We start from the raw sequence: 12,667 nt of genomic DNA, 5'->3' as shown, positions 1-12,667 counted from the left end.
AATACCGAATTTCAATTACTGTACCTTGTATGCTGTGCTTTTTCCACAATCCTATCTGAGCAAGCTTTTTGAGACTTAACGGGAAAAGTCAGAGTCTGTAATTTGGCATCTTTATCAGGTGCAATTGGTTCAACTAACGCCTGAATTTTTTTGAGTATGTTAATATCATGCTCAATATGCTGTTGTAATCTCTGTCCATTAAAATCCGCCAAGTCATATTTACCAGACACCTGACGTAATACATCTATCAAATCTTGTTCTTCAGCTTGGTTATAATCTGATGAGCCAACAATAGCAATACCTTTTTCTGCACGTTCTAAGACTCTACCTTTGCCATCATAGATAGTACCGTAGTCAAAAATATAGGCTTTGGCGTGTAAAGTTCCCTTGGTGTAAACTCGGACATGAAGCCGTTTTTCTTCAATCATCTGCACTAGATTTTTTACCAGTGTTTCAGCTTCATCTGTCTGATCCATTAGTTCTATACTAGAACGGATATTGGCTGCTGTATCGTTCGCCATCCGTTTTTCTTCACTGCGTTTGGGATATTTTTGAGCTTCAACTTTATCTGCAATTAATTCTAGTCGCCGATATCCTTGGGCGATTTGTTCCACGGTTTCGCGGTTGCTGGTATTACCAATTAATAAGCGTAGTTCTTTAATGTTTGTGAGGCGTTCTGCAATGGCGGTGAACCCAGAAAGGAAAAAGTAACCTACTGCAAAATGGGCTGCTGCTGATGAGTCGAGAATGCAGTTGATTTGGTCTACTAATTTTTGGTTGCGGTTATCTATAATATCATTCATAATTCATAATTCATAATTCATAATTCATAATTCATGATTTGGGTTTTTGCTTTAGCTTATTGATGGAAACGACTAATATTTTGCCAATTTCATTAGCTTCTTGTAGCAAGGAGCTAAACTTTGTTGTATGTACCATTTGTGATTCAATTAATATTTCTAGCCAATATTGAGTTTCTCTACACTCTTTTAAGCTAATCTGTAACTTATGAATAAAATCAGCATTAGATTCAGCGCTTTGAGCTTCTCGAACATTAGCACCTACCGAAGTTCCACTCCTTAACAATTGTTTACTTAAAGTCCGGCAAACTTCAGCTTTTTCATCGAGAAAGCAAGAAGCTTTAATAATCCTAATTGCAAATTGTTTCGTTCTCTCATCTATTGAAACAAAGTTATTATTACTCACACTCACACTCTTAAATTATGAATTATGAATTATGAACTATGAATTATTTAAGATTTCGCTGAGGATAATAACTGGTAAGCCTGGGACATTACGAAAGCCTTTATCATTGGTTATAAATTGGTTGCAATTAACAGATAAGGCTGTAGCTGCATGAATAGCATCGGGTGTTTTAAGATTGGTAGTAGCCCGAAGCCTTGCAGCTTGTCTTAGCACAGATTGATTGATAGGAAGTAGTTGCATATTTTCCGATAACAGCAGTTCTTCGTAAGCATTCAGTAAAAAGGTATCATTGTTTCTCAAAGGAAGAACTAAACTCCCGTTGTTGCAGGACTTGGAGCAATCAAACTATCTCCTACTTCAATTTTATATTTTAGGTTCGGTAGTGGTGGCGGATTATCCCCCTCATACTCTACAGCCAGCGATAGCCATAACCGTAATCTGACAATATTGACTGCAAAAATGTCAATATCTACACCGTAAAGATTATTTTCAATAATATCTAGTTTGCGCTGATAGACAGTATTAGCATCTAGACCTTTGTTAGCAAATAAACATTGACGCAAATCTAATAATTCATGAAGCATTCCGAGTATATTTAAATAAGCTTCCCACAACGCTGATAGATAATCTATACTTCCTTGGAATTTTAGCCAACCTTTTTTCTGGATAAATCCAATAAACATTAGACGGTTAAATAACTTTTGGGTGAATAACCGTTTACGTTCCTTCTCTGTCTTCCAGTCAATTAATTCTTCAACTTTCTCAAAAGTTTTACGATACTCTCTAAAAAATTCCTGGGTGACAGCTTCAACATCAAATGCTTCATCATGAAGTGTCTGAATTTCTAAGACTGAAGCATTAGAATATTTTTCTAAATCTAACAGGCTGATTCTTTCTGTGGCTGTGCGTAATTGTTCGCCTTCTCCAACGGTAATGCGCCGGAATAGCTTTCGTTTTTCAAGGGTGTTATCATATTTAACATTAATAAAGTGCCACTGCGATCGCAATTTATTAGAAAATACAAATAGTGCATAAGGATGTTCTTTCAAAAGAGCCTCCACAACTGTTCTTTCACTTTGTCTTGACAACTCTTATAATTGCAAATGTGCATAAATAATGTGAAAAGCATTATTAGCGCCACCAGAGGCTAATAATAAGGGAGCATCTCTAAGTTCGTTAGCAACTACATCAGTCAATTTTCTATGAGAAAGTTCTTTATTTACTCGTTCATAGTTCAATTGACTCCAAAAGAATTTTTTGAGTGCATCAAGGCTTTTCAGATTTTGGAGTGAATTCAAGATAGACTCTTGCACTTGTAATACAGACATAAATATAAAATTTTTACAATTTGTGTATTTTTAGCAAAAACCGCACAGTAAACTCTGACCACGAAGCTTACACTTTGCAGTATTTCCAAAATTTTGAAAGCATGATAAATTGCCGCTAGTCAGATAAAAATCTGCTGCGTTTAAATTGTTCTATACCTCTAAATTAAAAACAATTAATTAATCTCTAATGAGATATTTCTAGAAGTAGTATCTTTATACAAAGATACAAATTAAATTTAATTGACTTATGCGATCTTTTGTTCAGTGTAATTACTGGACTAATAAAAATATTGTCTAAAAATTTACAAAACCTGGATAATTCTACAGATGAAGCGTAATGCTAAGACTATAGTGCTTCTGGGTTGAGTCCAATACAGACCTAACAAGAACAGCCCATTCCCTACGAGCGCTACCGTGTACACACAAGTCGGAAAACCTTATCCAAATTGACTCTACAACCCACAAATCAAAACCTCACCCAAGATTACCCAAGGGTAAATCTTTCCCTCTCCTTAGTAAAGCTACGGTGTACACACAAGTATAGGCCGCAAGGGTTCCAACCCTTCCAGCCCCATAAATACCCAAATTTTGGGCAACTGGAGACTCCATTTATGCCGCTAATTTTTAGAGCTAGTACTGTGCGGCGTAAATACACATACCATTTTTAAGTCTTGGGATCAATCAAATTTTCGTAGCTTTTAATGGTCTGCTTATTTCCGCCTTGCTGTACTAGGGCAACTAAACCAAGTTTTAGGTGGGATTTCAAGAATTGTGTGTACACCGTAGCCTTTATAAGGGGGGTAAAGGATGTACTTCATTTAGATGCAAAATGCTGTAAATACTTCTTTGTAGTTAAGAATTGTAGTTATTTTTTGGAACAATCACACTGAGTTAGTTATCAATGTAAATAAACATAGCTAAATCCAAAGCTTGCGTACAAATAACTAGTCATCTGGCGTACTTTATTAGTCTTGGTATTGCCCACTTAATAAAGTAATGCAAAGTTTTGTTCACTATAACTATAATTTACGAATTTTTATGAATTACTAAAAATATGATTATCAGAGTTTTACTCCGTTACTACCATAAAATTCTCTATCGCGTCCTTCTCTTCTCTACGAGAGGCTGCGCCAACGAGACGCTGCGCGAACACATCCTTGGCGGTTTGTTAAAAAAAATTAGGCATTCCTCAAGGCGCAAGAGAAAAATACAGTTTATTCTTCTCTTTACATTTATGCTAGGAATGGCAGGGTGTAATTTTTTTGGTATCAACTCAGCTAAAGAACAACTACCAACAGTTTCCTCACTCACACCGCCGAAACTACCAGACTGGATTGAACAAATTAGTCCCATTGGGGATGCGAAATCTCTTAACCAAATCCGCATCCGTTTCAAAGAAGCTTTAATTCCAGTTGAAAGTCTTGACAGTCCAGAACAGCAAAAAATATTACAAAGATTTGCCATTTCGCCGCCTTTACCCGGACAATTTCGCTTTTTAACACCGCGTATGGTGGGTTTTGAAGCTGATAAAGCCTTGCCAATAGCGACAAGATTTCAAGTTACTATCAAGGCAGGTTTAGCCGATTTAAAAAATCATCGCCTAGACAAAGATTTACCTTGGACTTTCAATACTGAATCTATCAACCTGACTAATCTCCCTGGTGTGAATCCCGTTGAGAAGGCTGATGTTGAACCAATTGATTTACAACAGAAGTTGCAATTTACCTCAAATGTAGAATTGGATTTAACTTCTGTACAAGAACATTTACAATTAATTCCCGAAGGGAAAAATAAAGGTATAGGTTTTAAAGTCGAATTCAACAAAGAAGAAAAACCATTAAAAAATGAAGAAGACCCTTTAGAAAAATTTGACCCTTCGGCACGGAATTGGATTTATAACCTCATCCCACAGCAAAATCTCGAAAAATCAACCCGTTATCGCCTGGTATTTTCTCCCGGAATACGTCCGGCTTATGGCAATCTACCTACAGAAAAAGAATTTGCCACTAAGTTAGCAACTTATTCGCCTTTGGCATTTCAGAAAATTAACTTTTACGGACAGCCAGATTCGGGGGGAACATTTGGAAGATTTCTTAAAGGCAGTCCGCAGCTAGAATTTAATAATGTCTTAATGCCAGATTCAGCTAAAGAAAATATTACCATTAATCCAGCACCAAAAGAGATTTCGAGAATTATTCAAATAAATGATGAAGATAAAATTATTGGGATTAATCCTTATGCGCTAGAACCTGCCAAAAGTTATACAATTACTATCGGTGCTAATCTCAAAGATAAGTTTGGACAAACTTTGGGTAAACCTGTCACAGTTAAATATGATACTGGAGATTTAGCTGGGGATATCTGGGTACCATCAGATTTGAATATTTTTCCCACAGGTAAAGATTTACAGCTAAATATTAGTGTGGGAAATCTGCCAGAATCTAAATACAAAGCAGCTTATCGAGTAGTTAAACCGATAGATTTAGTTTATTTTAATAATAGTATTGATTTATTACCACAACCTTCTGATTGGCAAAGCTTTCAGGTATCGGGTAAGAAAAATCAATCAGTTGACATTGCGGTTCCTCTCCGAGAAAAAATAAGTGCTGCTACGGGAATGTTAGCTTATGGAGTGCAAGCCCGCACTAATAAATATCAGGAGAATGGTAAGGAACTGTGGCGAGAACCGACAACTTACGGTTTAGTTGAATTGACGAATTTGGGCGTATTTACCCAGTGGTTTCCTGAATCAGGCTTAATTCGCGTCAATCATCTTACAGATGGTTCGCCAGTGAAAGCGGCTGCTGTGGAAATTTATCAATCAAAATTACAGGCGAAATCTCGCCCGGAACCAGTACCTTGTGCAACAGGTAAAACTGATGACAATGGAATTTTTAGAATTGTTCGTGAAGGATTACCGCAATGTTATTCTGGAAATGAAAGTTCTAGTAAATCACCACAATTATTAGTAATTGCCCATGAAAATCAAGATTGGGCGTTTGCCAGAACTGAAGAATATAGCGGCGTTTATGGATATGGTATTGATGCAGGTTGGCAAGATAGTAAGCCAGAATCACGCGGGGTAATTTTTTCAGATAGACAGTTGTATCAACCAGGAGAAAAAGCTTGGTTGACTGGTTTCGCCGACTTCTTACGAAATGGTGCAATCCAGCAAGATAAAAATTCTGTTTACCAATTAACTTTGGTAAATCCTGATGGTCAAAAGACCAACTTAGGTACGCAAACTACAAATGAATTTGGCACATTTTCTCTGGAACTGCCAATTAAAACTACTCAGCGTTTAGGCTACTATACAATCCAGGCGAAGGGAAAGAACGGGCAAGAAATTTCTGGAGAATTTCGGGTTGCTGAGTTTAAGCCACCCAATTTTAAAGTCGAACTCAACTTAGAGAAAGAATTTGCTCTCATTGACGAGAAAGTGGATATTAATGCTACAAGTAATTATTTATTTGGTGCGCCTGTAGAAGGTGGAGAAGCAAAATACTTTATTACTCGTCAGCAGGCTAATTTTATTCCTAAAGGTTGGGAGGAATTTGCTTTTGGTAGACAATGGTTATGGCCGGAGGAAACTCCGACTATATCTAGTGATGTCTTGCAAACTAATGCCCAGCTAGATGCTAATGGTAAAAGTAGTCAAACGGTGAATGTGGCTAATGATTTACCATATTCGATGACTTACCGGGTAGATGTGCAAGTTGCAGATGTTTCTAATCTATCTGTAGCTAATTTCAAAACTTTTACAGCCTTACCGAGTAATCGCCTCATCGGGTTAAAAAGCAATTTTATCGCTGATGCTGGTAAGGCTTTTCCTATTGAAGTGATTGTTACTGATCCTACAGGAAAACCGATAACAGGTCAACGGGTGCGCCTGGAATTACAACAGATTAAATACAGCAGCGTTACGCAGTTGGTGGAAGGTAGCCGAACCCCAAAAAATCAAGTTGAATATAAAACAGTCGGACAAGCAGAAATTACATCTGCTAGCAATCCGCAATCGGTAAATTTGACAGCACCGGAATCTGCTTCATATCGGATTAGAGTTAATTTTAGTGATGCGAAAACCGAATTAAGTGCCACAGATTTACAAATTTGGGCAACTGGAGGAAATTCAGTATTTTGGGGTTCGGGAGAAAAAGATGTCTTAGAAGTTAAATTAGATAAAAAAGAGTTTAAAGCGGGTGAAACCGCTACTGCACTAATTCAATCTCCCTATCCAGATGCAGAATTATACTTTGCTGTGATTAAAGACAAACCCCTTTATCAGCAAATTATCAAAGTTCAGGGAGGCGCACCACAAATTCAGTTTAAAGTTACGCCAGAAATGCTGCCAAATGCAGCCATCGAAGCTGTGTTAGTCAGACAAGGTAAACCCATAAACCAAGTGGAAGCGGGAAGTTTAGATAATTTGGTGAAGATTGGTTTTACGCCTTTTAAAGTTAACTTAGAAGATAAGTATTTAAAACTGCAAGTTAAGCCGGTGCAAGCATCATTAGAACCTGGTGCAGAGGAAACAGTACAACTGGAATTGAAGGACAATCAAGGAAACCCCACCAAAGGACAATTCACAGTCATGGTGGTAAATGAGGCGGTGTTACAACTTTCTGGTTATCGTCCGCCAGATTTAGTAGATACAGTTTATGCAGAACAGCTAATATCTACCCGCTTTAACGATAATCGCGCGGATGTAATATTACAACCACAAGATGTAGCTAAACCCAAAGGTTGGGGTTATGGCGGTGGTTTCTCAACTGGTGCAGCAAATACTCGCACTCGGACTGATTTTAAAGCCTTAGCTTACTACAACGGTTCTGTCCTCACCGATGCAAATGGTCATGCAAAGATAACCTTTAAACTCCCGGATGACTTAACTACATGGCGAGTGATGGCTGTCGCCACCGATGGGAATCTGCGTTTCGGGAATGGGGACGCGACGTTTATCACCACAAAGCCACTGCTAACTAATGCCATCTTGCCACAGTTTGCCCGTCCAGGCGATCGCATCCTCGCTGGCTTATCCGTAACTAACAACACTGGAAATACAGGAAATCTCTCAATTAATGGCGAACTTAGCGGTACTGTGAAGTTTGCTGAGAAAAACCCCACAACTACTGCTTTGCAAACCAAAGCTGAATCTGCAACTCATGCTTATCGCTTTCCAATGGTGGCAGATAGTGTGGGAATTGCTAAAGTTCGCTTTACCACTCAGCTAAATACAGCCGCAGATGCTTTTGAAGTACCTTTGGAAATTAAGCCAATTGAAATTACAGAACAAGTCGTTGAAACTGGCGTCACTGAAAAACAGGTGAAGATTCCCCTGAATGTTGATAAAAATACCTTCCCAGATGTGGGAGGTTTAGATATTCAGTTGGCGAGTACTTTGATAACGGAGATTCAAGCACCAGCAAAGCAGGTTTTAGAAGATGATGATTTGCCGTTTACTGAACCTGCTGCAAGTCAGTTAATAATTGCTGCTAATCTGCAAACTATTGCCCAAAAATATGGACAGGCATTTGCAGAATTTAATCCCACCCAACAGGCAAGTAAAGCAATTGAAAAGTTACAAAAACTCCAAATAGCAGATGGTGGTTTTACTACTTTCCCCGGACAAGAAAAATCCGACCCTTGGGTTTCTTCATACACGGGTGAATCTTTGGCTAAAGCCAGTCAGGTATTCCCTAATTTAGTCGATTCTGCAATGCTGTCTCGCCTGAAAGCTTATTTGCAAACAGTTCTGGCGAATCCTGGAGAATACGATTTTTGCAAACAGCAATTATGTAAAAGGCAACTGCAACTTAATGCTTTAATCGCACTTGCACAAATTGGGGAAAAACGCAATACTTTTCTCGCAGATATTTATGGACAACGCAATAACTTTGATGTCGTAACTCAAATTAAACTAGCGCGATACTTATCTCAATTCCCAGAATGGCAAAACGAATCTCAACAACTGGTGAACCAGCTGCAACAGAATATCTATGAAACTGGTCGCACAGCAGTTGTAAGTTTACCAGATAGTTGGGGATGGATGAGTTCATCTACCGCGACGCAGGCGGAAGCTTTACGATTATTTATTGCCAAGCAGAGTAAACCCGAAGTTATAGATAAGTTATTCCAAAGTCTTCTGGCATTACGACGGGATGGCACATGGCAAACTAACTATAATAATGCCCAAGCCTTAACAGCTTTGGTAGAATATAGCCAACTGCAACCCACGCCACCTAATTTTGTTGCCACAGTGCAATTAGCTGGTAATAAGTTAGGAGAAAATCGCTTTGAAGGCTATCAAAATCCTAGTTTACAGCTAAATGTGCCGATGAATAAATTACCTCGTGGTCGTAATGATTTAACGCTGCAAAAATCAGGTAATGGCACTTTGCACTATCTGGTTGCTTATAATTATCGTTTGCAAGGAAATCAATCAGGCAGATTTAACGGCTTACGCATAACACGAGAAATTAGTCAAGTAAATAAAGAGAAAGTTTTACAAAAAACAGGTCTTTACGCTTTCGATAAACCCTTGACTTTAGCCTCTGGACAGGTGTTTGATATTGGTTTAGAAATCATCGCTGATCATGCTGTGGATCATCTGGTGATTAAAGATCCGCTACCATCAGGTTTTGAAGCGGTGGATACAAGTTTTCAAACTACCACAGCTGCATTACAAGCAAAAGCCGATAACTGGGAACTTGGGTTTAAGAATGTGTACCGCGATCGCATTATCGCCTATGCTGACCACCTGGAACCAGGAGTTTATAGTCTGCATTACTTAGTCCGTTCTGTGACTCCTGGGACATTTTCTTGGCCTGGTGCCCAAGTTCACTTGCAATATGCACCAGAAGAATTTGGGCGTACTGCTGAGTCTACACTGATATTGGAGGAGCATTCCTGAGGATTTTAGGACTAGCCCTTTCAAGGTGTTGTGTAATGGCTTGATTTGTAGTTTGCTCATGCATAGGTGAAACTCTGTTGGGTGGAGAATAGAAATGTTGCTAGGGCAGGTGTTTGAGCGATTTCTAAAAGAAAGTCCAGTTTCCGTAATGGTTCGTAGGCTTTTAGAAAAAGCGTTAGGTTATAGATGCGCTTTTGATAGCCCAACTCGATCGCAAACGTTGGAAACTCGAAACTTTGTTTCAAGTCCTGACGGAAAACCTCTGCTGCCAAGCTTATTCAGATAAAAGTCTTGCCTTGCCTCGTTCCCAGGCTCTGCCCATTGGTGTCAACTTAACGTGAAAGCCAGCCTAGAACCAGCTTTTAGCAGATTATCTCATTATCTCGAAAAGAAGTCTCCGACTGGGAATGCCCCTCATTGAGGCTCCGCCTCCGTAACTTGCGGCAGAGCCACCAGTAACTGCATTTCCAGCAAAAAGCTGGAAACGAGGTTTTAAAAGGGTTTTGGCTTAAGTTGACACTAATCCCATGTTGCCCACCCCACAAGAGTTATGTTTAATTCGGTTATGCTTTTTTAGATGTTTTTCAGCTTAAACATTACTTGTAGTGCTAAGAAGTTTTTCCCCTTTCAACATCCGCGCCGCAGCTTCAAGTAGAGCTTCTTCGAGATAGGGCTTGGTAAAGTAGCCACTAGCACCGAGTTGAGCGGCAATTTGTCTGTGCTTGTCTGCACCCCGTGAGGTGAGCATAGCGATCGGTAGGTGGTTGAGGTTTGGGTCTTTCTGAATGCGAGATAGTAACTCCAGACCATCGCAACGGGGCATTTCAATGTCGCAAAATACGATATCGCAAGGCAGACCGGAGCGGAGTTTGTCCCAAGCTTCCTGGCCGTCACGCGCCTGTTCTACCCGATAACCTGCTTTGTTAAACGTCAGGGATAGCAATTCTCGAACTGTAATTGAGTCATCGACGATCAGCACTGTCGGGTCAATCTTCGCAACAGAGGTGTCTGGGGGAGTAGCTTTCTGTTGCCAAGAACTGCCACCAAGTTGTGTCGAAATCCGTCCCTGGAAGATGTCAATTATTTCCAGCACGTCAGCAATAGGCATAATCCGACCATCACCCAGGACTGTAGCACCAGCTACACCAATGGGTTTAGGCGCTGGGCCTTCAAATTGCTTAATTACAATTTCTTGTTCGCTTAACACCAGGTCAATCTGGAGAGCAATCATGGTATTTGCCGATCGCACCACAACCACAGAAACCATATCATCATCTCTGGTGCCGCCATAGACATTGCCGCGACTGATTTGGCGATTGAAGGTTAAAAGTTCCCTCAGGGGTCGGAATGGCAGCACCGTATCGCGCCAGGAAATAAATGATTGCCCATTAGCATCGTGCTGAATATTTTTGACTGGTATATCCAGCGTATCTTCTACACCGTCCATCGGGAAAGCAATTCTAGATCGATCCGAGACGCAGCAGAGAGCTTTACAAATACTCAGAGTCAGTGGCAGACGAATTGTGAAGGTGGTTCCCTTACCGATTGTCGAATCGGTGGTGACTGTCCCCCGAATTTCGCTAATTTCGGAGCGCACTACGTCCATACCCACGCCACGACCAGAAATTTCATCTGCTTGGTCTTTAATTGTAAAACCAGACTGGAATAGGAGATCGTAGACTTCTAGGCGAGACATGGCTTTTGCCTGCGCTTCTGTAATCATGCCAATCTTTACCGCCTTAGCTTTAATCCTTGCTGAATCGATACCTGCACCATCATCCCCAACAGAAAGGATAGTTTGGTTGCCTTGGTAGAAGGCACGGATAGTAATAATTCCCACGGGTGGTTTACCAGCAGCTTGCCTCTCTTCTGGCGTTTCAATACCGTGAGCGATCGCATTATTCAGCATATGAGTTAGCGGATCGGTCAGATGATCCAAAATCATCTTGTCAATTAAGGTATCACCACCTTCGATCACCAACTCTATTTGTTTACCACACTTGATGGCATTGTCACGCACTCCTCGCCGCCAGCGATCGATAGTTTGAGCAAAAGGCACCATTCGCGCTCTTGTTAATCCCTCTTGTAACTGGGTGGTTACTTGGCGGAATTGTCTTGCTACTCGCTCGGTTTCTTCGGTAACAAAATCAATATCACTAGATGATTCCCGGATGCGGACAATGCGCTCAATCATCTGCTGGGACAGTGTATGGAAAGGAGTAAAGCGATCCATTTCTAGCTCACTAAAACCCATGTCGGTATGTGAATCAGGCCCTTGAATGCCGGTGTCTTTCTTTTTGCGTCCGGCTAACAGAGAAGCTTCCAGTAGCGATCGCTCATACAACTCCTGCATCCTGGCGCCCACATCCGAGAGTTGTTGTACCTGAATCAGCAAATTATCTAGTGACTGCCGCAGCCGTTCATTATCTTGCTCTAAGGTATTGCGATTTACCACCATCTCCCCAACTAAATTACTCATATCGTCCAGTTGCTTAACTGGAACCTTCATCGATTCTTCAAATCTGGCAGCCCGACGAGTAGAGGGGCGTATAATTTTGCTGGCGTTAGATTTTACTACTGGGGCATGGGATATTGTTTGATCTGCTTCTGCCAGCAACTTCTCCAAGTCACCAAATTCATCTGTAGCTGGTGATGGAATGGCATTTTTAGCCAAGACTGGTTGAGTGTTGAGGGGCTGGCGTTGGCGTAGCCCGTCGTAGACATCGCTAGATATAACATCTGCCTCATCGTTATCTGTACCTAGCAATTCTTCCAGGGCAGCAAAATCTACTTCTGGTATCTCCTTCGCTTTGGGGATGGGTGCTACTTCCTCTCCTAGTAATGCTGCCAAGTCTGCAAATTCATCTTCTTCAATGGTTTCTATGGTTGCCAATTCTTCAGTCGGGGCAATAATAGCATTTTCTCCCTCTGATACTGGTGCAACTTCAGATGTCTCTCCTAGCTCCCACAAATGGGTTTCTACATCTTCCTGAATAACCGTTTCAAACAGCAGTTGTGAATTCTCATCGGTGTTTTCATCGAAAGAGCCGAACAAATCACTTGGCTCTACTTGGGGTGATACTAAATCTGAAGTTTCCCCAAAACTGATATGAGAAGTTTCTCTAGCTGCTAGTTCATCCACAGTCTGATCTGTGGTTTCCATCTGAATATAGGTGGAGTCATCTCTAGCTGCATCTTCAAACAGCAGTTGCGGATTTTCATC

The 12,667-nt window shown here is 40.5% G+C and carries 8 protein-coding genes; 1 reads left to right on the top strand and 7 read right to left on the bottom strand.

Going from position 1 to position 12,667, the window contains the following annotated elements:
• Positions 1–11 precede the first annotated feature (11 nt).
• The 5 genes from V7L05_RS10165 to V7L05_RS10145 are packed head-to-tail and all read right to left on the bottom strand — an operon-like array spanning position 12 to position 2,534.
• The gene (locus tag V7L05_RS10165) at positions 12–803 is read right to left on the bottom strand and encodes a hypothetical protein (RefSeq protein WP_335164044.1); all 792 of its coding nucleotides are present in this window, start codon (positions 801–803) and stop codon (positions 12–14) included.
• A 31-nt stretch (positions 804–834) separates the two neighbouring features.
• Positions 835–1,206: a four helix bundle protein gene (locus tag V7L05_RS10160; RefSeq protein ID WP_335164043.1), complete on the bottom strand. Its 372-nt coding sequence runs from the start codon at positions 1,204–1,206 to the stop codon at positions 835–837.
• Between the two features lie 36 nt (positions 1,207–1,242).
• Positions 1,243–1,506 carry a type II toxin-antitoxin system VapC family toxin gene (locus V7L05_RS10155; RefSeq protein ID WP_335164042.1) on the bottom strand — a complete coding sequence of 88 codons (264 nt, stop codon included), beginning with the start codon at positions 1,504–1,506 and terminating at the stop codon, positions 1,243–1,245.
• Between the two features lie 8 nt (positions 1,507–1,514).
• Entirely contained in the window at positions 1,515–2,294 is a 780-nt protein-coding gene (locus tag V7L05_RS10150) for a hypothetical protein (protein WP_335164041.1), read from the bottom strand.
• A gap of 3 nt (positions 2,295–2,297) precedes the next feature.
• Positions 2,298–2,534 carry a hypothetical protein gene (locus V7L05_RS10145; RefSeq protein WP_335164040.1) on the bottom strand — a complete coding sequence of 79 codons (237 nt, stop codon included), beginning with the start codon at positions 2,532–2,534 and terminating at the stop codon, positions 2,298–2,300.
• Between the two features lie 1,234 nt (positions 2,535–3,768).
• Between V7L05_RS10145 and V7L05_RS10140 the strand changes: the two genes are divergently transcribed.
• Positions 3,769–9,444: an Ig-like domain-containing protein gene (locus tag V7L05_RS10140; RefSeq protein WP_442937850.1), complete on the top strand. Its 5,676-nt coding sequence runs from the start codon at positions 3,769–3,771 to the stop codon at positions 9,442–9,444.
• 56 nt (positions 9,445–9,500) lie between these two features.
• On the opposite strand, the gene V7L05_RS10135 is transcribed toward V7L05_RS10140, so the two are convergent.
• Complete coding sequence (locus tag V7L05_RS10135; protein ID WP_335164038.1) at positions 9,501–9,716, bottom strand: hypothetical protein; 216 nt, start codon at positions 9,714–9,716, stop codon at positions 9,501–9,503.
• A 317-nt stretch (positions 9,717–10,033) separates the two neighbouring features.
• A partial coding sequence (locus V7L05_RS10130) for a hybrid sensor histidine kinase/response regulator (RefSeq protein WP_335164037.1) occupies positions 10,034–12,667 on the bottom strand: 2,634 nt, incomplete at its 5' end.

The organism is Nostoc sp. (genome assembly GCF_036917755.1).
Taxonomy (GTDB): Bacteria; Cyanobacteriota; Cyanobacteriia; order Cyanobacteriales; family Nostocaceae; genus Nostoc.
Note: the sequence above shows the minus strand (reverse complement) of the source record. Positions and strands in the feature narration are given on the sequence as shown.